The sequence below is a fragment of the Nocardia anaemiae NBRC 100462 genome (assembly GCF_001612725.1).
GTDB classification, from domain to species: Bacteria; Actinomycetota; Actinomycetes; order Mycobacteriales; family Mycobacteriaceae; genus Nocardia; species Nocardia anaemiae.
Genome location: NZ_BDAZ01000026.1, coordinates 103,672 through 125,772, shown reverse-complemented (window position 1 = coordinate 125,772; position 22,101 = coordinate 103,672). Strand labels below are relative to the sequence as shown.

The 22,101-nt window shown below is 65.8% G+C and carries 18 protein-coding genes; 8 read left to right on the top strand and 10 right to left on the bottom strand.

Going from position 1 to position 22,101, the window contains the following annotated elements; all coding sequences use genetic code 11:
- Positions 1–55 precede the first annotated feature (55 nt).
- The gene (locus NA5_RS17895) at positions 56–1,345 is read right to left on the bottom strand and encodes a sigma-54-dependent transcriptional regulator family protein (protein WP_062987428.1); all 1,290 of its coding nucleotides are present in this window, start codon (positions 1,343–1,345) and stop codon (positions 56–58) included.
- Positions 1,346–1,570: 225 nt separating this feature from the next.
- Between NA5_RS17895 and NA5_RS17885 the strand changes: the two genes are divergently transcribed.
- Both NA5_RS17885 and NA5_RS17880 read left to right on the top strand, forming a co-directional pair.
- A complete protein-coding gene (locus tag NA5_RS17885) occupies positions 1,571–2,833 on the top strand; it encodes a cytochrome P450 (RefSeq protein WP_062987548.1) in 1,263 nt (420 codons plus the stop codon).
- A 370-nt stretch (positions 2,834–3,203) separates the two neighbouring features.
- Positions 3,204–6,578: a serine/threonine-protein kinase gene (locus NA5_RS17880; RefSeq protein WP_062987424.1), complete on the top strand. Its 3,375-nt coding sequence runs from the start codon at positions 3,204–3,206 to the stop codon at positions 6,576–6,578.
- Between the two features lie 6 nt (positions 6,579–6,584).
- Here the strand turns inward: NA5_RS17880 and NA5_RS17875 are convergent, their stop codons facing one another.
- The 3 genes from NA5_RS17875 to NA5_RS17860 all read right to left on the bottom strand — a co-directional run bounded on the left by NA5_RS17875 (position 6,585) and on the right by NA5_RS17860 (position 9,608).
- A complete protein-coding gene (locus NA5_RS17875) occupies positions 6,585–8,330 on the bottom strand; it encodes a putative bifunctional diguanylate cyclase/phosphodiesterase (RefSeq protein ID WP_084484221.1) in 1,746 nt (581 codons plus the stop codon).
- Positions 8,331–8,564: 234 nt separating this feature from the next.
- Positions 8,565–9,323 carry an alpha/beta hydrolase family protein gene (locus tag NA5_RS17865; RefSeq protein WP_062987418.1) on the bottom strand — a complete coding sequence of 253 codons (759 nt, stop codon included), beginning with the start codon at positions 9,321–9,323 and terminating at the stop codon, positions 8,565–8,567.
- Positions 9,324–9,326: 3 nt separating this feature from the next.
- On the bottom strand, positions 9,327–9,608 hold the full coding sequence (locus NA5_RS17860) for a YggT family protein (protein ID WP_062987416.1): 282 nt from the start codon (positions 9,606–9,608) through the stop codon (positions 9,327–9,329).
- Positions 9,609–9,715: 107 nt separating this feature from the next.
- Here NA5_RS17860 and NA5_RS17855 point away from each other — a divergent pair, with 107 nt between their 5' ends.
- On the top strand, positions 9,716–10,507 hold the full coding sequence (locus tag NA5_RS17855; protein WP_062987414.1) for a transporter substrate-binding domain-containing protein: 792 nt from the start codon (positions 9,716–9,718) through the stop codon (positions 10,505–10,507).
- A gap of 69 nt (positions 10,508–10,576) precedes the next feature.
- Here NA5_RS17855 and NA5_RS17850 read toward each other — a convergent pair whose 3' ends face one another.
- Positions 10,577–12,304, bottom strand: a complete 1,728-nt coding sequence (locus NA5_RS17850) for a DUF3556 domain-containing protein (protein ID WP_062987412.1) — start codon at positions 12,302–12,304, stop codon at positions 10,577–10,579.
- Between the two features lie 176 nt (positions 12,305–12,480).
- On the opposite strand from NA5_RS17850, the gene NA5_RS17845 reads away from it, so the two are divergent.
- From NA5_RS17845 to NA5_RS17830, 4 genes are all read left to right on the top strand, one after another.
- Positions 12,481–12,927, top strand: a complete 447-nt coding sequence (locus NA5_RS17845; RefSeq protein ID WP_062987546.1) for a GlcG/HbpS family heme-binding protein — start codon at positions 12,481–12,483, stop codon at positions 12,925–12,927.
- Positions 12,917–13,708, top strand: coding sequence for an alpha/beta fold hydrolase (locus tag NA5_RS17840; RefSeq protein WP_062987410.1), 792 nt, complete (start codon positions 12,917–12,919; stop codon positions 13,706–13,708). Before NA5_RS17845 ends, NA5_RS17840 begins: the two co-directional genes overlap by 11 nt.
- A 143-nt stretch (positions 13,709–13,851) precedes the next feature.
- On the top strand, positions 13,852–14,280 hold the full coding sequence (locus NA5_RS17835) for a DUF6636 domain-containing protein (RefSeq protein WP_062987408.1): 429 nt from the start codon (positions 13,852–13,854) through the stop codon (positions 14,278–14,280).
- Between the two features lie 298 nt (positions 14,281–14,578).
- Positions 14,579–15,136 carry a hypothetical protein gene (locus NA5_RS17830; protein WP_062987406.1) on the top strand — a complete coding sequence of 186 codons (558 nt, stop codon included), beginning with the start codon at positions 14,579–14,581 and terminating at the stop codon, positions 15,134–15,136.
- Between the two features lie 222 nt (positions 15,137–15,358).
- Here the strand turns inward: NA5_RS17830 and msrA are convergent, their stop codons facing one another.
- The 3 genes from msrA to NA5_RS17815 all read right to left on the bottom strand — a co-directional run bounded on the left by msrA (position 15,359) and on the right by NA5_RS17815 (position 18,005).
- The gene (gene msrA / locus NA5_RS17825) at positions 15,359–15,874 is read right to left on the bottom strand and encodes a peptide-methionine (S)-S-oxide reductase MsrA (RefSeq protein ID WP_062987404.1); all 516 of its coding nucleotides are present in this window, start codon (positions 15,872–15,874) and stop codon (positions 15,359–15,361) included.
- Positions 15,871–16,326 (bottom strand): peptide-methionine (R)-S-oxide reductase MsrB, encoded by a 456-nt coding sequence (gene msrB, locus NA5_RS17820; protein WP_062987402.1) that lies wholly within the window; start codon positions 16,324–16,326, stop codon positions 15,871–15,873. The genes msrA and msrB overlap by 4 nt, the downstream gene beginning before the upstream one ends.
- A gap of 101 nt (positions 16,327–16,427) precedes the next feature.
- Positions 16,428–18,005: a bifunctional phosphatase PAP2/diacylglycerol kinase family protein gene (locus NA5_RS17815; protein WP_245672273.1), complete on the bottom strand. Its 1,578-nt coding sequence runs from the start codon at positions 18,003–18,005 to the stop codon at positions 16,428–16,430.
- Positions 18,006–18,096: 91 nt separating this feature from the next.
- On the opposite strand from NA5_RS17815, the gene NA5_RS17810 reads away from it, so the two are divergent.
- Positions 18,097–20,121, top strand: a complete 2,025-nt coding sequence (locus NA5_RS17810; RefSeq protein WP_062987401.1) for a M3 family metallopeptidase — start codon at positions 18,097–18,099, stop codon at positions 20,119–20,121.
- Positions 20,122–20,172: 51 nt separating this feature from the next.
- Here the strand turns inward: NA5_RS17810 and NA5_RS17805 are convergent, their stop codons facing one another.
- Both NA5_RS17805 and NA5_RS17800 read right to left on the bottom strand, forming a co-directional pair.
- Positions 20,173–21,627 carry an AIM24 family protein gene (locus tag NA5_RS17805; protein ID WP_245672272.1) on the bottom strand — a complete coding sequence of 485 codons (1,455 nt, stop codon included), beginning with the start codon at positions 21,625–21,627 and terminating at the stop codon, positions 20,173–20,175.
- Positions 21,628–21,675: 48 nt separating this feature from the next.
- Positions 21,676–22,002, bottom strand: a complete 327-nt coding sequence (locus NA5_RS17800) for a hypothetical protein (RefSeq protein WP_062987399.1) — start codon at positions 22,000–22,002, stop codon at positions 21,676–21,678.
- Positions 22,003–22,101 lie beyond the last annotated feature (99 nt).

The window sequence follows — 22,101 nt, the reverse complement described above, 5'->3', positions numbered from 1 at the left end:
GTGTGATCCGGAACACTAGAAGCGGCCATGTTGCACGACAGTTGCAAGAAACCGGTCAGATGCCCAATTTGCGGTCGAGCAGTCGCAGTTGCGTCTTTACCTGGGCATAGAGCGAGGACTGCCGGTCAAGGGAGGCGAGGTAGGCGGTCCACGCCGCAACGTCCTCGCGGCCGTCGACTGAATCGGTCCAGCGGGCGAGCAAGCGGCGATCACCGGCGGTCAACAGGGCCGCGCGCAGCCGTCCGCGCAACTCGACGCGCAGTTCGGTGATGCCCGGTGCGAGCGATCGCGGCAGAATCGGACCGGCATAGGCGCGCAACGCTGCCGAGGTATCGCCGTGCGCGAGTGCGCGCCGAACCTGGTCGACATCAGTATCCAGATCCATCAGCAGCCGATACGGACGCGAACCGAGACCATTGGCGCCCAACATCTTTCGCACCCGCGACATCTCGGCGCGCACCGTCACCGGATCCAACTCGGATTCGTCGAGCAGCATGGCGAGATGGTCGGCGCTCAGTCCCTCCTGGAAATTGGCAAGCAGCAAAAGGATTTCGGCATGGCGCTGGGACAGACGGATGCGCTCACCATCGCGGATCAGCGTCGGTCGGGCCGGACCGAGCACCTCGAGGCGTGCCGTCGTCGATGCGAGCGGTTTCGGCGCGTCGAGCATGAGCAGGCGCAGTTCGGATTCCGCGGCCGACACCGTAGCGCGGATCAGTGATAACACCTCCGGCGCCGCGACACGGGGTCCGCCGGTGATATCGATGGCGCCGATGATCCGACCGCTGCGCGGATCATGTACGGGCGCAGCGGAACAACTCCATTCGTGCACCACGCGACTGAAGTGTTCGGCCCCGAAGATCTGCACATGGTGGTCGAGGGCGAGCGCGGTGCCGGGGGCATTGGTGCCCACCCGGCCCTCACTCCAATCCGCACCCTCGACGAAATTCATCCCCAGCGCCCGGTCCTTGACCTTCGAATCGCCCTCCACCCACAGCAACCTGCCCTCGGCATCGCTGATCGCGACGAGCAGTCCGGCATCTGCGGCATCCTCGACGAGCAGCTTGCGCACCACCGGTCGGATCAGCGCGGTCGGATGCGTGGCCCGATACCGTTGCAGCTCAATGCCATCGAGATCGACACCGGCGCCGAAGCGGTCCGGGTCGACGCCGCTGCTGCGGCTGCGTCGCCAGGAATCCAGCACCACCGGGCGCACCGGATCGGTCGGCAGCCGCTCGCCTTCGATAAAGCTGCGATGCGCACAGGACACCCGCCGCGCCAATTGCGCGAGGTCCTCGTCCGGTCGAACGGCCACCCAGGGGTTGCCGTGCGCTGTTGTGCTCAATCGGTGTCCTTCGTGTCGGCTCCATCCACTGTAATGCCGGTCACATCTCCGATGGGCAATGGGCGGGACATCGCCCGCAGCCATTCCATGTGGTGGGTAGTCCGCTCGGCACGCGCGGACCGGACGGTCGACGTAGGCTGACTCTGCTCTGCGCAGGCGGCACGGATGCCCCTGCGGTCGCGCACCATGCTCATCGCTTCTGCACAACGACTGGAGTCACGTCTCTTGACCACGCCAGAGTCGGCAACCACCACCACTCGCCCGTTCCCTGTCGCGCACGGATCGCCGATCGATACCGACGGCCCCCGAATCTCGTTGTTCTCAGCGGAATTCGCCGCGAACCCGCATGACGCGTACCGCGAGATGCGCAAGAGATACGGTTCGCTGGTTCCGGTGGAATTGGCTCCCGGTGTACCAGCGACCCTGGTGATCGGTTACTACACCGCGCTGCAGATCCTCAACGATCCCGACCACTTTCCGGCCGATCCACGAAGCTGGCAGCAGAACGTGCCCGAGGACTGCCCGGTGCGGCCGATGCTCGAATGGCGTCCGGCGGCGGTTCGCACCACCGGCCGTGAGCACACCCGCTACCGGGAGGCGATCGTGGCCGGTCTCGGTGTGGTCGACATGTTCGCTTTGCATTCCACCGTGGAGAAGATCGCCATTCCGCTGATCAACACCTTCTGCGAGGACGGTACCGCGGATCTGGTCGGGCAGTACGCAATGCCGCTGGCCTTCGCCGTGATCAACGCGATACTCGGTTGTCCGCAGGAGATCAGCCAGCGTGCCGCAACCGGTCTGGCGCGCATGATGGAGGGTGCGGATGCAGCCGTCGAGGGCGGCAAGATTCTTGCCGATGCCATGTTCGAACTGGTCTCCCTCAGGCGTGACCAACCGGCCGACGATGTCATATCCGTGCTGCTCGCCCATCCGGCGAAGCTCGATGACGCCGAGATGATCCAGCAGGTCCTCCTCCTGTACGGCGCCGGAATGGAACCGACGCAGAATCTGATCGTCAATACGCTGCGACTGATGCTGACCGACAATCGGTTCGGTGGTGGCATTCTCGGCGGCACTCTATCCACGCGCGACGCGTTGGACGAGGTGCTGTTCACCGACCCGCCACTATCGAACTACTGCATCACCTTCCCGAAACAGCCGGTGTTGATCGAGGGCTCGTGGTTGCCCGCGCACCAGCCGGTGGTCATCAGCATGACCGGCTGCAATAACGATCCGGCGATCACCACCGGCGAGTACACCGACAACAGTTCGCACCTGGCGTGGAGCGTCGGCCCGCATGCCTGGCCCGCCCGCTCGATCGCGACCCTGATCGCACAGGATGCGATCGATCAACTCCTGGACGCCTTACCGGAAATGCGGCTGGCCGTCCCCGACGAGGAACTGGAATGGCGACCGGGCCCCTTCCATCGTGCCCTGGTCGCGCTCCCCGTCACCTTCCCCAAATCCCCTCCGCTGCAGGTCTTCTGACTGGCGGGAGTCGGCTTCGGATGCTTCGATCCGGCTCCCGCGCGCCCGCGCCACCACGCCTGACAAGCTGCAAGCATCCCTCGACCGACTTGCCGCCATCGCCGAAGGGTAGGCATTGCTCGGCTCTGTGCCGAAACCCCAAGGTGGACAGCGAACCGCTGCTGGCTCACCGAGGACGCGTCGTGACACAGTTCGCCAACCGGTAGCCTCCGGTGTGCGGGACACGAATAATTTCGGCGGCCCGACATTCGACGACCAGGATCGCCTGCACCGCAGGCAATTGCGGCGGCATCCTAGGCGAGCGCGCGCGGAATCGTCGCGACGGGAATATGCTCGAAGTAGCTAGCTGGTAGTTGTAATCGGGGTCGTCGTGTCGCCAATCGATCCGCTTTCCACGCAACGCGACCTCACCTCAGGGTTCGCGGCAGAGCTGGCCGCTGCCGGGTTCACCGATGCCGCCGAAATCGGACGCGGCGGATTCGGAGTTGTCTACCGGTGTGCCCAGCCCGCGCTCGAACGCATGGTGGCTATCAAGGTGCTGACCGCCGATCTGGAATCGGAGAATCTCGAACGCTTTGTCCGTGAACAACTCGCCATGGGCAAGCTGTCGGGTCATCCCAATATCGTCAGCGTCTTCGAGGTGGGCTCAACCGCCACCGGACGGCCCTACATTGTCATGCCGTACCACCCGCACGGCTCACTGGACACCCGCATCCAGGAGCACGGTCCGATCGGCTGGCACGACGCGTTGCATATCGGCGTGAAAATCGCGGGCGCGCTGGAAACCGCACACCGGCGGGGGATGCTGCACCGCGATGTGAAACCCGGCAATATCCTGCTCACCGAATACGGTGAACCGCAGTTGGCCGATTTCGGCATCGCACGGTTGGTCGGCGGTTTCGAGACAACGGCGGGCACGATCACCGGTTCCCCGGCCTTCACCGCGCCCGAGGTGCTGCAGGGGCACGTCCCGGACGTGACCTCCGATATCTACAGCCTGGCCTCGACGCTGTTCTGCGCCAGCACCGGTCACGCTGTCTTCGAGCGCCGCAATGGTGAGCAGTTGGTCGCCCAGTTCCTGCGCATCACCAAACAGCCGATACCGGATCTGGGGGAGGCAGGGCTGCCTCCGGACGTGACCGCCGCCATCGAAGCCGCGATGTCTCGCGAGCGTTCCGAACGGCCTTCCAGTGCAGCCGAATTCGGTGCGCAACTGCGCGAGATCCAGGAGCGGCACGGCCTGCCGCCCGATGACATGCCGATCCCGTTACCGGCCGCCGAACCCGTCGGACATCGGCCGTCGCCGACGCCTACCTCCGGCCGCCGCCGCACCTCGGCGACGTCATCGACCATCACCCCACCCGTGCCCGCCACCCGCTTGCGGCCACCGGTGGCCAACCGCCCGCTGGTCGATCGCCAGCGGCTGCTCGCGCTGCTGCGCGACGGTCGCAACCGCAGGCTCGCGGTCATCCACGGCCCCACCGGATTCGGCAAAACCACCCTCGCCGCCCAATGGTGCGAGGCGCTGACCGCCGAGGGCACTGCGGTGGCCTGGCTGACCGTCGATCACGACGACAACAATGTCGTCTGGTTCCTCGCACATCTGATCGAAGCCATTCGCGCCGCACGACCTTCGCTCGCGCGCGAACTCGGCGAACTGCTCGAGGAGCACGGCGACGCGTCCGAACGCTATGTGCTGACCTCGTTGATCAACGATATCGATCGGCGCGGTGAGGAAGTGGTGGTCGTCATCGACGACTGGCACTGCGCCACCGACCCGGCCACTACGCGCGCATTGCGGTTTCTGCTCGAAGGCTGCAGTCCCGCATTGCATCTGGTGATCACCAGCCGCAGTCAGGCCGGACTGCCGATGAGTTCGATGCGGGCCCGCGACGAACTGGTCGAAATAGGTCCCAGCGCTCTGCGTTTCGATGTCGCGGAAGCACATACCTTCCTGGTCGAGTTGGGCGGACTCGACCTGGATCGCGCCGATGTCGAGGACCTCACCGAGTCCACCGAAGGCTGGGTCGCGGCACTGCAACTGGCGGCACTGTCCTTGCGCGGCAGCGACGTCGACTTCATGGTGGCGACCTCGATCACGCCGCGAATCTGCGGTGAGCTCGCCTCGGCGCTCACCGGCGTACCGGATGGCCAGGCGATGCTGGAGCAGATCGAACTGCAGGATCTGTTCCTGCGCAAGCTCGATGACGGCAATTGGTTCCGCTACCACCACCTGTTCCAGGATTTCCTGCAGCAGCGGCTGGAACGCGATCGACCCGAACGGACCACCGAACTGCACCGGGTGGCCTCCCGATGGCTGGCCGAGCATCGACATGTCAGCGAGGCCGTCGATCATGCCCTGCTGGCCGGGGACGAGCAGCGGGCCATCGAGATCGTCGAGCGAGATGGGATGTCGCTGCTCGAATACGGTCAGTTCGCCAGTCTCATCGGTCTGGTGAACAAGCTGCCCGCCACCATCATCGAAACGCATCCGCGGCTACAACTGGATCTGGCCTGGGCCAATATCCTGCTGCACCGGGCCGCACCGGCCGAACGTGCGCTGCGCCTCGCCGAATCGACGCTGGACCTCGGTGAACTCGACGAAGCCAGCACCGCGCTGCTGCGGGCCGAGGCCGGTGTGGTACGTGCGGTGGTCGCGGTGCGCGCGGACGCGCTGGCCGGAGTCGACGATATGCTGGCACCCTGCTTCTTCCGGGCCGAGGAACTGTCGCCGTATGTGGTGGCGATCGGTGCGAATGTCGCGACCTTCGCCGCGGGCTATCGCTACGACTTCGAAGAGGCGCTGCGCATCCAGGAATGGTCCGCCCCGTATATGCGCCAGAACAAGGGCTTCTACAACAATATTCACGGCCTGTGCTTTCTGGGGCTGGCCGCGAGCCTGCAACTCGATATCGCCAGGGCCGAGCAGTACTTCCGTAGGGCGATGAAGGTGGCCAAGCAATCCGGCGGCAGCCATTCCTACGGCGCGCGGCTGGCCGGGTCCCTGCTCGGCGAATTGCTCTATGAGCGTGGGGAAGTCGCGGAGGCGGAGCGGCTGCTCGATGAGGGCTACAAGCTGGGACCCGAAGCCGGTGTCGTCGATTTCAAATTGGCGCGCTATGTCGTCGGGGCGCGCATCAAAGCATTGCGCGGCGATCGCGCGGCCGCGATTCGCAGATTGAACGAGGGTGCGCGCGTCGCGCGTTCGATGTCATTGCCGCGACTGGGCGCCGAGGTGGAGAACGAGCGACTGCGACTCGGATTGCCGCCGCATCCGGAATTCGGTCCACTGCCCGTTGTCGAATACGGAAATCGCCGCGAGCCGGTCGACCCGATCGACGAATTCACGGTCCTGTACGAGGAATTCACCGCGATCCGGCTGCTGCTCGCCGCGGAAACGCCGGAAAAGACCGAACTCGCCTGCGCATGGGCCCAGGAATGGGTGGATCTGCTCGAATCCGTCAAGCGGCCGAGGGAATTGCTGAAGGCACGCCGAATGCTGATCGCCTGCCTGGCCGCCGCGGGCCGCACCGATGAGGCCAAGACGTTGTTGGCGACGGTAGCCGCCCAGTGCGCCGAATTCGGATCGGTGCGCTATCTGCTGGACGGTGGACCATACGTCGTCGCGACACTCGCGGCCGTGTACGAAGATCAGCTCGCCGGACGTTTGCGTCCCGAATGGCCCGATGTGCCAACGGAATTCCTGCTCGCCTTGGTCAATGCTCATGCGGCGCAACGAATCTGATGCCCGTCAGCCGGAAAGCAGCTCGGTGATCTCCGCGACGGGCATGGGCCGGTGGAAGAGCCAGCCCTGTGCGCTGTCGCAGCCGAGCGATTCGAGCCGATCGGCCTGATATTGCGTTTCGACGCATTCGGCGGTCAGGGTGAACCCGAGGGCATGAGTGAGTTCGATAATGGATTCGAGCACCAGCAGATCGGTGGCACCGGGCGATTCCGGGGTGCGGATACAGCGGATGAACGGTCCCGCGAGTTTGACGACATCGAGCGGCAGCTGGCCCAGGTAGGCGAGATTGGAATAGCCGGTGCCGAAATCGTCGATCGCGATGCGGACACCGGCCTCGGACAACGTGCGCAATGCCTGCAGCGGCCGACCGGTGGTGTGCATGAAGGCCCGCTCGGTCAGTTCGAGTTGCAGTCGGTCCGGTGCGATGCCGGTCTCGGCGATGACGTCCTGGACCCGATCCAGCCAGGTCGGGTCCGCCACCTCGGCGGCGGAGACATTGACGCTCACGATCGGCGTCCGGCCGGGAAAGCGGTCGTGCCAGTCCCGGCTGTCGCGACACGCGCGCTCGAGCACCTGCGCGCCCAATGCGCCGATATGGCCGTTGTCCTCGGCGAGGTCCACGAATTGCGCCGGGGCGAGTACGCCGAGTTCCGGATGCCGCCAGCGCACCAGGGCCTCGACCGCGATCATCCGCTGGTCGGCGAGGGCGACGATGGGCTGGTAGTCCAGGAATAGTTCATCGCGGAGCAGGGCGGCGGGCATGGCGGCCGAGAGTTCGGCGCGGGTGTGTTCGCGGCGGCCGCGATCGGCGTCGAAGACCGCATAGCGGGCGCGACCCGCCGCTTTGGCCCAGTACATGGTGGTATCGACGGCCTGCAGGAGTTCATCGGCGGTGGTGTGCTCGGTGCGTCCTTCCATGACACCGATGCTCGCGGTGACGGTGAGGTGGTGGCCGTCGATCTCGAACGGTTGGGTAAGCGCGTCGAGCATGTGCTTCGCGACCGCGGCGACGGTTTCGCCGAATTGCGGGACCAGGATGACGAATTCGTCGCCACCCATGCGCGCCACCAGTTGACCGGGTTGGGCGCAGGCGCGTAGGCGGGCGGCGACCTGGATGAGCAATTGGTCGCCGAATGCGTGTCCGAAGGTGTCGTTGACGAGTTTGAAATGGTCGAGGTCGAGATAGCAGAGGCCGAAATCGGCACTCGGATCGGCGAAGGCGGTGGCGAGCGCGTCGATGAATTTCGTCCGATTCGGCAGGCCGGTCAGCTGATCGTGGTGGGCGCGATATCGCAGCCGCGCCTCACTCGCGCGCAACTTTTCGGCGACGGCGCGTCGAGCGGCGATTTCGGCGGCCCGGACGTCCTCCTGCTCGGCGAGCAACCATGCCCGGAATGCGCGGATATAGCCATTCGTGAATGCGGCGAGCAAATCGGCCAGCCGATCCGCCGTGATGGTGCCCGTTTTGGTGAAATGCGTGCTTAGTGCCGCGATGCTGCGACCGAGCACCTCGTCGCCGACGAAATGCGACCGCGCCAACTCCGCCCCCAACTCGGCCACCCGATCAGCGGATTCGGCTGTCTGCGTTGCGATTTCGAACTCCATGGCCAGCCGTGTCAGCAGCATGCGCGCCCCACCCGCACTCGTCGATACCACATGATCACGCGCCCCACCTGTCAGCGCGGCAGTCCAGCGTCCGGTCAGGTCGCCGCGCGAGCCGTCTGCTGCACCGGGCCCGGCTTCCCAACCCATGAGACCTGATCTTACAGCGCAACTCACGACCGATGATGTTGGGAGACATGGCCGTTCCGGTCGGTTATCGAGTCACACACAATGCGGAGCCTCTGCCGGGGGCGACCCGGTATCGCGGCGAACCTTGCACGCGGACAGCGATATGTTGCGCGAGGATCCGAGTGAATTCGTGCGGTAGCGCGGGCGAGTCCGCGTGCTCTTCGACCCCGCGGATCCGACTCGCAACCGCCTCGATCAGTCGATGCACCTACGCAGCGCCTGTACGACGAAAGGCCATGCGGCGGAATCGGGATCGATGAGCTCGAAATGTCCGATCCCGGGCAGCTCGACGAGTTCTGCGCCGGATTTCGCGCAGTACTCGCGCGCCATTTCGATCGGCAGCCGCTGGTCGCGATCGCCGTGCACCACGACGATGGGGATGTCCGCGCCGCCGAGCACCGATGGGTCGGTGGCCGCGTAGCGCTCGGGAAAGTCTCGTGGCCCGCCGCCGAGCAATTCGGCGACCGCGCCCTGGCCATTGCCGCGGTGATAGGCATCGACCAGATTCGCCGCCGGTGCCAAGGCCACGACACCGGCCACTCGCGGTGGAACCTCGGTGTGGCAAGCACTTTCGCTCGGCAGCCGATGCCGCAGGGAAGCCCATAACGCCAGATGGCCGCCCGCGGAATGCCCGATGTAGAGGATGCGGTCCTGGTCGATGCGGCCCGGGCGTGCGTCCTCGATCAAACCGGGCAGAACATCGAGTGCCCGCGCGACATCGTCGAAGGTTGTCGGCCAACCGCCCCCGTCGCCGACCCGGCGATACTCGAGGTTGGCGACCGCGTATCCGAGTGCGGCCAGCGCCTGTGCCTGCGGCTTGGCATGCGCGCGGTCGAACTGGGCGCGCCAGAATCCACCGTGCAGCACCACGACGAGCGGCGCCGGACCGTCCGCGGCGGGCAGATACAAGTCGGCCACCTGGTCGCGGTGTGGGCCGTAGGCGATGGATTCCATCGCTTACAGGCTGAAGAAGATCTGACGCAGGACCAGGGCGATGATGAACACCACGGTGAACGCCAGATCGATGGAGAGTCCGCCAAGCCGGACCGGCTGTAGGTACCGGCGCACCGGGGCGATCACCGGTTCGGTCGCGGCGTGGCTCAGGTCGCGGGCGCGATTCACCCACTGGGGGTGCCTGCCATCGGCGAGCACCCCTACCCAATCGAATACCAGCCGGGCGAGCAGCAGCAGGATGAATACCGTCAGGGCTAACCCGAGCAAGGTGCCGATAAGGCTCATGTCGAACTCCTTCGTGGGTGACTACCAGTATCAACGGTCGGCATCGGCTGGGAAGTGTCCCAATCGTCGGGTTCTCAGCCGACTATCAGGTCGGTTAGCCTGTCTCGATGCGCCGACCGCTCCGATATCTGCCGATAGCCGTCCTGTCGACCCTGGGCTGGTTGCTCGCCACCGGGCCCGTCGCGACCGCCCAGGAGGCGTCGCATCTGCTCACCGTGCAGCAGTCGGGCGTGTTGCGCGTCTGCACCACCGGCGACTACCCGCCCTATACCCTGCGCGAAGACGACGGCACCTACCGCGGCGTCGACATCACCCTCGCCACCGACCTCGCCGCTACCTTACATGTTGTCCCGCAATGGATTCCGACGACCTGGTCCACCCTGACCGACGACTTCCTCGCACGCTGCGATATCGCCGTCGGCGGCATCTCCGACACCCCGGCCCGCCGCATCGTCGCCGACTTCTCCATCCCCACCTCCATCGACGGCAAGACCCCCGTCGTGCGCCGCACCGACGCCGCCGACTACGCCACCGTCGATCAGATCAACCGCCCCGAGGTCCGGGTGATCGTCAACCGCGGCGGCACCAACGAGGCCTTCGCCCGCACCAACTTCCCGGCGGCCCAACTGACCATCTGGCCGGATAACCTCACCATTTACGACCAGCTCGAACAGCACAACGCCGACGTCTTCGTCACCGACTCGGTCGAGGGCCGCTACCGCCAACGCACCCACCCCACCCTCCAGGTCCTACACCCCGACACTCCCTTCGACTCCGCCCCCAAGGCCTACCTCCTGCCCAAGGGCGACACCTTCTTCAACACCGTCGTCAACACCTGGCTCGAAACCGAAATCCGCACCGGCAGAAGCGATCAGCTGTTGACCGACTGGATCGGGTGAGGCGCGCTAGAGCCGCAGTGCCCAAAGCGGGAAGCCCTTTGGTGTCGCGAAGCTGAGGGGCTTCTTCGGTCAGTCCCGATCGGTGTGGGTGACGTGGACGGGAACGTCGTCGGCCCAGGGTTGGCGGGTGACCATGTCGGCGATATTTACTGTGCCGCGTTCGAATTCGCCGGTGGCGGCGTCGACCAGGCGATAGGACTGGGTTTGTTTGTGGATGGGTTGGGCGTCGAGGATGACTACCCGGACTTCGCCGGGGTCGAAATGGCAGCGCTCTTGCATGGCCGTGATGAGTTGTTCGTTGTGCATATGGCCGTCGCCGAAATTCCAGCCGAGGGCGGTGCTGCAGATGCGTTCGCCGTCGGTGAGGGTGTATTCGTCCTCGTGGCCGGATGGCATGGCTCGATGCACGAGGGTGAACAGGGCGCGGCCGTGAGTGTTCATGGCGCGGAAGGCATATCCCATGAACATCGGGATCTGGGCGCGGTCCTTGCCGTAGAACCGTTCCAGCTGGGCCTGCGGCATGCTGGCGATCGCGACGATGCCGCGGCCGATCTTTTCGGCCGCGGAGGGTTTGATGCACCACATCGTGGTGTCCCAGTTACCGGCGTAATAGCGCATGCCCGGTAGGAACGAAATCTGGTGCGGGAAAAGGTTTCCGGCGATCACGATGCCCGCGATCACCAGGAACAGCAGCACTACCGGCACCGGATGATGCAGATCGCTGATGCCGAGATCGGCGTGCGCGACGAACAATACGAGCACACCGAAGATCATGAAGACGTTCCATTCCAGCGGGACACCCATCGGAATGGCGGTCAGGATCGCCAGATGGAAGCACACCATCACTATTGCGGCGACCGCCGTCAGCCAGCCGCCGTGAGAGAACAACAGCACCAACGGAATACACATCTCGACGGCCGTACCGCCGTGCGCGAAGATGCGGGACAGCCGACCGGGCCGCAGGTCGTCGGGAAAATTCTCGAAGAACTTGCGCTTGAGCGACTTTTGCCGGAAAACTGGGCTATTGGACATCATCGTGGACACCACGAACGGAAAGTGCTTGTTCAGCTTCGATGTCGCCGCACCCATCCAGATCACCAAGAAGACCAGCTTCGCGGCGACGACCATATCGGCGGCGAAAAGGAAGGTGACGGCGAGCGTGGCATAGACCTCGCCGCGCGCCGCCAGGAAAATTACCTTGTCGCGCAACCCGATCAGCGCCAGCAGGCCGAGAATCGCGGCGATCTGCCACACCGGCAACAGTCCGACCGTCGTATCCAACTCCGGCACCGCACCGGTTCCGTCGGATAGCAAGGCGACCACTGTCATCACCAATAATGCCGCGTACAGCACGATATCCACCGGCGAACGCTCGGTGCCCTTGGTGAGCGGTACGACGCCCGGCCACGGCGGCAGCCGAATGGTCTTGGGCCGCAACCAATACAGAATCGACCCCATCGGCGGAAAGAACCTGTTGTTCAACGGACCGAACCCGCACCCGAGCCCGACCACCTCGAACAGCAGCGTATACAGCACAACCTTCTCGAAGACGATCGGCTCGGACCACCATGCGTCGACGTTCGCGAATCCATAGATCCCCTTGGTGGACAACACGATAAGCCAGCCACCGAGAATATAGAGACAGACCTTGCCGACATAGAACAAATGCAACGCGATCGGCGTCCCGAAACCCACCTCGGCCCAATGACGCGCCATGGGCCGGATCCGCTCACTTCGAGTGCCCTTGCTCCACTCCGCCATATCGACCACAGGCAGGTCGGGTTCGAGAAACCCCATCAAGCACGCTCCGATTCGCCGACACCGGAGCACCAACTCGAATCACGGCATCCGATGTGCTCCGATACGTTGACAGGTAGACCATTTGCTGTCAATCACCGGTCTCGACCTACGAGATCATGGTTGCCGCGGCGGATGCTTTGACGGCCGCGGCTATCACCGTTAGTTTCGGGTTCGTGTCTGGTACTCCACGCTTTCCTGGACTGAAGTCGGCCGATGCGGATTGGTTGGTGCAGACCGCGTTGGCGGTCGGTGCCGAGCGCGGGTTCGCGCCGCTGGCGGTGGCGGTTGTCGACCTCGCGGGTGAGGTGATCGCCCTGCGGCGTGGCGACGGCGGTATGCCCATGACCAGCCGAATCGCGGTGGCCAAGGCGCGTACCGCGCTGCTGGCCTTGCGACCCTCCGGCCAGATCGAACTGCCCGGCGGGATCGTGGACAGCATCCAACACCTCTACGGCGGCGACTTCGTCCCATGGGCAGGCGGAGTTCTGGTCACCGAAGGGGAGTTGATCCTCGGTGCCGCGGGCGCGTCCGGCGCCCATGCCCTCGAAGACGAGGCGGCCGTGCAAACAGCGGTGCAGCGGTGGCAGGAGTCGATGTCGGACGGGCGCGATGAGCGGTGAGCCGCTGGTGCTGTTGCACGGGGTGGCGATGTCGGCACGGGTGTGGGATCCGTTGATTCCGAAGCTGTCGGCCCGGTTCCAGGTGCTCGCGCCGACCGCGCTGGGGCATCGGGGTGGGGCGGCGGTGTCGCGGCGCCCGGCGCGGATTGCCGACTTTGTCGATGAGGTCGAACGGCTGCTCGATGAAAACGGCTGGGCGACAGTGCATCTGGTCGGAAACTCGCTCGGTGGGTGGACCGCGGTCGAGTTGGCACGCAGGGGACGGGCACGCACTGTCTGCGCGCTCTCACCGGCCGGATTCTGGGATGCGGGCGGAACAGGGCACGCCGATTCCTCCGCCACCATCGCGCGCAATGTCGCTTTCGCGCGCGTGACCCGACCGCTCGCACCGCTCACGCTGCGGTCATCGCTGGTGCGGCGCTTGGCCTTGCGGGTCATCGCCGAACACGGCGATCGCCTCGAACCATCGGCGGCCGAGGGCATCGTCGCCGATCTGCTCGGCTGTACGGTCACCGACGATCTACTCAACACCCGAGATGCGATCGCGGAATTCGAGCGACTACCTTGCCCGATCACCGTGGCCTGGTCGCAGGCCGACCGCATCTTTCCGGTAGCGGTCAATGGCGCGATCGCCCAGCAGCGCCTGCCGGGCGTCACGTTCGAGGTCCTGCCCGGTGTCGGACACGTCCCGATGATCGATGACCCCGAATTGGTTCTGCGCACCATCCTGACCCGCACCGGCGATTCACCCGGTCAGGACGGGGTTTCCGGCACCAGCTGAGCATGGCGGTTCCGCCGCCCGGAGAACTGGTGGCATGAGCCACCGATACGCTTCTCGAGCGATTCGCGAACTTCTCTGTGTGGTCCGGTGTCGACCGGCGGGCGCGGCCCGCCGCATCGGATCTTGAAGTGGGGGTAGTTCGGATGATGAATCGGGTAGGTATTGCGGCATTGGCGGCGGTGTCCGGATCGATATTGGCCTTCGGGGTGGCGGGGGCGCAGCAGCCGGATCTGTCGAACGGGTTCCGGTCGCCGAGCGGAAATATGACCTGCGTAGTTGCCGATAAGGGCGCGGTCTGCGAAATCGGTGGTCATTCGTATGCGGCACCGGCCAAGCCGAGCAACTGCTACCAGGCGTACGGCGACCGGATCGTGCTGTTCCAGGGCGATCCAGCGCGGTTCACCTGCCACGGTGACACGATCCGCGACAGCAGTCTGCCGATCCTCGATTACGGTCAGTCGTTCCGGTCCGGCGAAGTGGTCTGCGAGAGCGGGACTGCCGGTATGAAGTGCGCGAATACCCGTACCGGACACTGGTTCTCGCTCGCACGGGAGGGCTATCAGCTCGACTGATCGTTAGGACCCTCTACCGGCCTTCCGACCAAAAAGGACCTCATCGTCGCTGACTTCGCGGCCGTGATCGCCCGATCGCTGGACGCGGCGTCGGCTCGCGGCACCGGCGGCACCGGTTCGGCGAACGATGAGCTGGTCGAGCTGCCGCAGGCCGTCGTGATCGATATGCGCGAGGAGTAACGACGCTGTATCGGCGACCTGGCAACTCCGATGGCCGACCCTTGGCGCGCCGAGCCCTCACACCCGCGACCGAGCGGTGAAACTGTCGGTAGTCACAAACGCGAGACAGGGAGGCGCCATGCACTGGGATCAGATGTCCGCAACGCCCGATGACCTCCGCGAACGGGTGACGCGCGGGCGTCGGAGTGCCGGGCAACTCGGGGTGCTCGGCTCGATCATCGATGCCGCGGAAGGGCCGTGGCTCGGTGCGATGGATACCGACGGCCGAGGCGCGGCGGAGTTGCGGATGCACCTCGCGGGGCTTTTCCGCCTCACCGCGGTGGTGACGACTGCCGGAAAGTTCGATCTCGTGCAGTTGACGGGACCCAGCGCCGATCGGGTGCTGTCGTCGAAGCCGTCGGTACGGCGCGGATGGGATGCCGATCAACGCATGCCCAAACAGCCGGAGTGGCTGGATTACGTTGTGGGCTGGGTGATGTATGCCAGTGCGGAGGTCGACCATCGCGCGGTCGTCGAGTGGCGGCTGGCCGGTGCCGACCGGAAGCTGGCGGCGATGAACGACACGGTGGACAACCTGCGCGCCAGCCTCCGGGAACGCGAACAGCTGCGCGACGAGCTGGCCACCGAGGTCGCGGAATTGCGCGATGAACTCGAATCCCTCACCGGGAGTCCATAATCGTGTCGCCAACTACATCAAGCACAACCAGATGCACAAACCGCCGCCCGCTATGCGCTGGTCGCGCTGCCGACCACCGGTCGAATCGCCGTGCCCGGCACGAGTCGAAAGTTGGTCAGCCCGGCCACTATTCGGTCCAGTGCGATCTACACCTGGTGTCGAGGGGTGCGCGGCGCGTCGAATACCTTGTGCCGCAACAAATTGCGGCACAAGGTGCGCGGGCTACTGCGCGGTGGTCTGCCGCTTCGGCAGCTTCCAGCCCGGTCGCGGGAAGTGGCAGGTGTAGCCGTCCGGGTAGCGCAGCAGGTAGTCCTGGTGCTCGGGCTCGGCCTCCCAGAACTCACTCGCCGGGGTCACCTCGGTGACCACGTTGCCCGGCCACAGGCCCGAGTCATCGACATCGACGATGGTCTCCAGCGCGACGCGCTTCTGCTCGTCGTCGAGATAGAAGATCGCCGAACGGTAGCTGGTACCGATGTCGTTGCCCTGGCGGTCCTTGGTCGTCGGATCGTGGATCTGGAAGAAGAATTCCAGCAGCGCTCGGTAGTCGGTCTGCGCCGGGTCGTAGATGATCTCCACGGCCTCCGCGTGGCCCGGGTGGTTGCGATAGGTGGGGTGATCGTTTCGCCCACCGGAGTAGCCGACCCGCGTCGAAATCACCCCGGGCTGCTTGCGGATCAAATCCTGCATGCCCCAGAAGCAGCCGCCCGCCAGAATCGCCTTTCGCGTGTCGCTCACGCGTCCTCCTTAATGAACAGGGTCCTGTACCGACCGTAGCCTTCCGCCTCGAGGTCATCGAGGTGGATGAAGCGCAGGGCCGCCGAGTTGATGCAATACCGCAGCCCGCCCGCCGCACGCGGTCCATCGGTGAACACATGCCCGAGATGGCTGTCACCGTGCGCCGAACGCACTTCGGTGCGGATCATCAGATGACTGAGATCCCGCTTCTCGACCACGTTCTCGCTATCGATCGGCTTGGTGAAACTCGGCCATCCCGAACCGCTGTCGAACTTGTCGACCGAGGCGAACAACGGTTCACCGGACACCACGTCCACATAGATACCCGGCTCGTGGTTGTCCCAGTACTCGCCCGTGAACGCCCGCTCGGTCCCGTTCTCCTGGGTGACGTGGTACTGCTCGGGCGACAGCGCGTCCACCGCGGCGGGGTTCCGGTTGTATTCCTGTGCCACCTGACCTCCTCATATCGGCCCCACGTACAACCCGTGGCCCGATCCGGAAAGTCCCCGCCGAGCAGCGCGTCACACTTTCGTCATTATTGTGCGGCCACGACCTACGCGGTAGGCGTGCGGTTCGTGCGGAAGGCATCGCGGAGCCAGGGCGCTCGGCGGTGGTGTGGGCGGAAGCGGTCGGCCCAGCGGGGGTTCGATTCGTCGCGGCGGTAGGCGGCGAGCTGGCCCGCCATCGCGAAATGCAGGTGGGTGGCCTTTCCGACCACCTCGCCATCGGTGGCCAGCGCCTCCGGCCTCGGCAAGTGCACATAGAGCTCGGGTAGGCGGCGCTCGCCGTAGACCTTGCTGTGGCCGATCGCGGCCAGCAGCAGCGCCACCAGCGCGCGGGTGCGCGACCAGCGCAGATCGGCGCGCAGCCAGCGGACGTCGAGCAGTCCGGCGTCGAGCCGGTCGCGAAAGGCGGGTACGGCGCCGTGCGGGTGGTATGGGCCGTTGCCGATGAACAGGAACCACACCCGCTGCCAGCGATCGTCGAGATAGATCTCGATCGGTTCGGCCCGGTGCAGGGTAACCATGAGCGCGGCCGCGAAGGCGGGCCATTTGCCCCAGCGCGCCTGCCACTTCTCGCGCAGCCGCACCAGGTCCGGATAGGCGCCGATGCTGGCGGTATTGATCAAATGCCTGGTGTACGAACCGGTTTCGTCACCGTACTCGACGCGCGCGATATCGACCGCGACCGCCTCGCCCGCACCGGTGGCATCGATCACCTCACGCAGGTCGTAGACGCCGAGATCACGTGCGAAATGGTTGAGCGTGCCGGTGGGGATGACGGCCAGCGGCAATTCGTGCCGCAGCGCCACCCCCGCCGCGGCCGCCACGGTGCCGTCGCCACCGGCGATGCCGATCCCCAGCACGGGCTCGGTGTGTTCGGCCAGTGCCCGCTCGAGGTGTTCGGCGACATCCAGGTCGGGTTGGGTGCGCAGCACGGTCGCGGCGGGCAGGGCCGCGATGATATCGGCGGTGGGATCGTAGGTCGGATCGCCGGATACCGGATTCACCAGCACCACAAGACCTTTGCCCGCCACCATCGCGGGCGCTTCGCGGACGAGCCTGGCCTGCGCCTCATCCGATTCACGCACCGGCCACCAGCGTCGGGTGGCCAAGGCGATACCGGATCCAACGGCCGCTCCGAAGAGCACATCGGAGCTCCAGTGCACGCCGGTGTGCACCCGCGAGTAGGCGACGGTGGCTGCCAGCGGGGCGACAACTAGTGCGGTGCGCGGACTTTCGAGTGCGACCGCCGTGGCGAATGCCGCCGCGCAGGCGCTGTGCCCGGAGGGGAAGGATGAGGACGTCGGGGCCGGTAGCAGCCGCCGGTACGCGGGCAACAGTTCGGCAGCCGGTCGGCGCCGCGCGATGAGCGTCTTGAGTACGAGGTTGACGGCCAGGCTCGCGCCCCCGACCGAGACGACCCCGCGCAGCGCTGCCCGCCGCGGTGTGCCCTGCCGGGTGGCGAGCAGCGCGGCACTGACCAGCCACAGCGCGCTGAAATCGGCGCTCTTGGTGAGCCGCAGCAGGCCGCTGTCGACCATCGAGGCCGGTAACTCGGCGACCGCACTGCCGACCGCCCGATCGAATCGTCCGACTCTGTAGAACTTTCGCCGCACCCAGCCACTCACCCGCTCGACATTACCGATCGTGGCAGACAGCCGGGTGCCGCTCGTGACCCAGAGGAGTGCGAAGCGGGTCACAGGTCAATAGGGTTGATCTATGACCACCAACCCGTTCTTCGAGCCAAGTGCGCTGCCGTATGAGCTTCCTCCGTTCGCCGAGTTCGGTACGGAGCACTATTTGCCCGCGTTCGAGCGCGGGATGGCGGAGCAATTGGCAGAGGTTGCCGCCATCACCTCGGCCGGGGAGGAACCGAGTTTCGCGAATACGATTGCGGCGTTGGAGCGTTCGGGTGCGGTGCTGACTCGGGTCGCGAACGTGTTCTTCAACATCACGAGCTCCGATTCCAGCGCGGCCACCGATGCGATCGAGGCGGAGGTGTCGCCGAAGCTGGCGGCACACCGGGACGCGATCTATTTGGATCCCGAGTTGTTCGCGCGGGTCGAGGCGCTCTATGGGCGCCGGGAGGAATTGGGATCGGATCCCGAGGAAGCGCGGCTGCTGGAGCAGTATCACATTCGGTTCGTGCGTGCGGGGGCTCGGCTCGATGCGGCCGGTCAAGCCCGGCTGCGTGAGTTGAATGCGGAACTCGCCGCAGCCGCAACGGAATTCGGGCAGAACATTTTGGCGGCGACCAATGCTGCGACGGTGGTCGTCGAGTCGGCGGCGGAATTGGCGGGTCTGGGGCAGGCGGCCGTGGCCGCGGCCGCGCAGAATGCTCGAGAATTGGGCCGTGACGGCGCGTGGGCGCTTCGGCTGCAGAACGTTTCGAATCAGCCGGTGCTGGCGGAGCTGGCCGACCGGGACGTGCGCCAGCGGGTGATGGCGGCGTCGCTGAGTCGCGGGTCGAGTGATAACGGTGCGCTGGCCGTGCGTATCGCGGTATTGCGAGCCGAACGCGCCGCACTGCTCGGCTATTCGGATCACGCCGCGTACGTTGTCGAGGATCAGACCGCGAAAACCGCTGCGGCGGTGGAGGAAATGCTCGGGCGCTTGGTAGCGCCCGCAGTTGCCAATGCGGAACGCGAGGCGGCCGAATTGGCGCAGGCCATGGGCGGGCAGGAGCTGCGCTCCTGGGATTGGCAGTTCTGGTCGGAAAAGGTTCGGGCCGAACGCTTTTCGGTCGACGCGGAGGCATTGCGCCCCTATTTCGAGCTGGAGCGGGTGCTGCGCGACGGGGTGTTCTTCGCCGCCGAGCGGGTGTACGGGATCACCTTCCAGGAGCGGAAGGATCTCCTCGGATACCACCCGGAAGTGCGCATCTTCGAGGTTTTCGACGCGGACGGCAGTGCGCTCGGACTCTTCCTCGGTGACTTCTTCGCGCGACCCTCGAAGCGTGGCGGGGCATGGATGAACGAATTGGTCAGCCAGTCACGGCTTTTGGGAAAGCGGCCGGTGGTGGTCAACAACCTCAATATCGCGAAGCCGCCCGCGGGCGAACCCGCACTGCTCACCTGGGACAACGTGCGCACGCTGTTCCACGAGTTCGGGCACGCGCTGCACGGACTGTTTTCCGATGTCCAGTACCCGTTCTTCTCCGGCACCGAAGTCCCACGGGATTTCGTCGAATTCCCGTCCCAGGTGAACGAGATGTGGATGTCACGACCCGAGATACTCGCCAACTACGCCAGGCATTTCGAGACCGGCGAGCCGATGCCAACCGAACTGGTCGAGCGGATGGCCGAGGCCGAGCGTTTCGGGACCGGCTTCAAGACTGTTGAATACCTCGGCGCGACACTGCTGGACTGGGCGTGGCATCGGGTACCCGGACCCGAAGCGCTGGCCGACACCGACGCCGAAGCGTTCGAGGAAGAGGCGCTGCGCAAGGCCGGTCTGGCCATCGACGCGATTCCGCCGCGCTACCGGACCGGCTACTTCGCCCACATCTTCTCCGGCGGCTACGCGGCGGGCTATTACTCCTACATCTGGAGCGAGGTGCTGGACGCGGACACCGTCGAATGGTTCGACGAGGGCGACGCATCCATCCGGGAAAAGGGCGAGACCTTCCGTCGCGAACTGCTCTCCCGCGGTGGCTCGGTCGACCCGCTCGCGGCCTTCGAATCCTTCCGCGGCCGCGCCCCCGCAATCGAACCGCTCCTGATCCGGCGGGGTCTGTTGAACTGATCCGCGAGGGCCGGAACCGGCTGTGGCCCAGCCGGTTCCAGCGCGGGATGGTTATCCGAACAGGCCGCCGAGCACGCCGCCGCTCTGTCCGGCCTCCTGGCCGCCACCGGTGCCGCTGAGGAATCCGCCCGGCGGCAGTTCCGACGGCTGCACGATGACGAAGCCGCGTCCGGAGAACGACAGTGTCAGGCCCTCGCCGGTGCTGCGGCCGATGAGGCGGCCGAGGCCGAAGGAGTCGTTGCGTTTGATGCCGGTCGACAGGCTCGACGACCAGGCCACCGCGGCCTGCGGGTCGGCGTAGGTCGGTTGGTCGACATTGAGCACGACAGGCGAGCCGTGGGTGGTGATGGCGATGCGGCCGCGCCCGGTGAACACGCAGTTGAAGAAGCCCGCATTACTGGCGAAACCGGCTGCGCCCTGGACCCTTTGGATGTTGTAGGACAGCGAGGTATCGAAGGCGAGCACATTCGAACCGTTGATGGTGAGCCCATCGGTGCCGTCGAGGTCGACGGTGTGCACGTCGGCGGCGGCATCGGCGAGGAACAGGTCGCCGCGACCGGACACCTGCATGAGCGGCACGCCCTCGCCGGTGAGCCGCTGCTGGATCGCCCGACCGATACCGCCCGAACCGAGCGCCTTGAAGTGCAGATCGCCCTGGTAGGCAACCATCGATCCGGCCCGCGCCATGGTCTCGCCATTGACGGCGACCTTGATCATCTTGCCGCCCTGCTTCTGGATGCCGATGCCGTTGACCTCGGCGTGGCTCGGATTGAACAGTTCGCTCTGCATCGGCAGCGCTCCTTGCTGGGGTGCAATCGGTGGGGGCGGCGGCACGGCGCCGGACGGGGAATAGGCGGGCGGCGTCGGAGCCTGGTATTGCGGCTGGGCCGGATATTGCGGCGGCGCAGCGGGCGGCTGGTATTGCGGCTGGGCCGGGTACTGCGTCGCCGCAGCGGGCGGCATCGGAGCCTGCGGCTGGGCCGGAGCAGCGGGCGGCGCTGCGTCGGGTTCATCGTCGATATTCACACCGAACGCCGTCGCGATTCCGGCCAGCCCGTTGTCATAGCCCTGCCCGACCGCGCGCACCTTCCACGCACCGCCGCGCCGGTAGATCTCCACGCACACCACGGCCGTCTCGGTGCTGAGCCCGGTCATCGGGAAGGTCAGCGTCGCGTTGTCGGATCCGATGGTCGCGGTCAGCGAACTCGCGCCCGCGAAGGTCGGCGGCCCGCTGCCGTCGAGACTGGCCGTGACCACGACCTTGTCGACATCGGCTGGCAGCGCGGAGGTCTGCACATCGACCATATCGCCCGCACCGCGGCCGTGCCGATAGGTGACACCTGGTCCGGCGGGCTGATTGAAGAAGACGAAGTCGGCATCGGACCGGACCCGCCCGTCGGCCCCGAGCAGCAGCGCCGACACATCGACCGGCGCCGCGCAGGTGACGGTCACGATCATCCGGTCGCCGGGCGCGGGGCGATTTTCCCCGCGTGCGAGTGCGGTCACGGCGGACCGCCCCGGTCGATACGTCCGAGTGGCATGCGATTCACGGGATCAAGTGTGTCGCGAGTCCCGTCCGATTGCCACCACCCGTGCTAGATCCGGCCACGGCGGCCTGCGCAGCACCGCGAGCGTGGCAATGACCGCGGCCGCCAGACCGATCAATTCACCCATCAGCGCGATCCGGGTCGCATCGACCGCGGGTGTCCAGCTGACCTCGCCGTCGTGGACAACGAACGCACCCACCGGACGCGCGCTGCGCAGCAGGCCACCGGTCCTGGTGACGGTGATGATCGTGGTGCCGTCGGACGTTTCGTACGGCTGCCCGTAGGCGAGCGAATCATCCACTGTCCGTACTGAATTCACTTGGCTTCGAAGCATTGGTTCCTCCCCTCGACGCGGAACCGGCGGTGGCGCGGCCCCCTTGGAGTATCGGCGGCACCACCAAATGTGGCAAGGCCGCCCTGCGGCGGGTTGTGG

Coding starts and splice junctions, on each gene's coding strand:
- NA5_RS17835 (WP_062987408.1), top strand. CDS start 13,852: ATGATGAATCGGGTAGGTATTGCGGCATTGGCGGCGGTGTCCGGATCG.
- NA5_RS17860 (WP_062987416.1), bottom strand. CDS start 9,608: ATGAGCCTTATCGGCACCTTGCTCGGGTTAGCCCTGACGGTATTCATC.
- NA5_RS17850 (WP_062987412.1), bottom strand. CDS start 12,304: ATGGGGTTTCTCGAACCCGACCTGCCTGTGGTCGATATGGCGGAGTGG.
- NA5_RS17865 (WP_062987418.1), bottom strand. CDS start 9,323: ATGGAATCCATCGCCTACGGCCCACACCGCGACCAGGTGGCCGACTTG.
- NA5_RS17875 (WP_084484221.1), bottom strand. CDS start 8,330: ATGGGTTGGGAAGCCGGGCCCGGTGCAGCAGACGGCTCGCGCGGCGAC.
- NA5_RS17830 (WP_062987406.1), top strand. CDS start 14,579: ATGCACTGGGATCAGATGTCCGCAACGCCCGATGACCTCCGCGAACGG.
- NA5_RS17840 (WP_062987410.1), top strand. CDS start 12,917: ATGAGCGGTGAGCCGCTGGTGCTGTTGCACGGGGTGGCGATGTCGGCA.
- NA5_RS17810 (WP_062987401.1), top strand. CDS start 18,097: ATGACCACCAACCCGTTCTTCGAGCCAAGTGCGCTGCCGTATGAGCTT.
- NA5_RS17800 (WP_062987399.1), bottom strand. CDS start 22,002: ATGCTTCGAAGCCAAGTGAATTCAGTACGGACAGTGGATGATTCGCTC.
- NA5_RS17855 (WP_062987414.1), top strand. CDS start 9,716: ATGCGCCGACCGCTCCGATATCTGCCGATAGCCGTCCTGTCGACCCTG.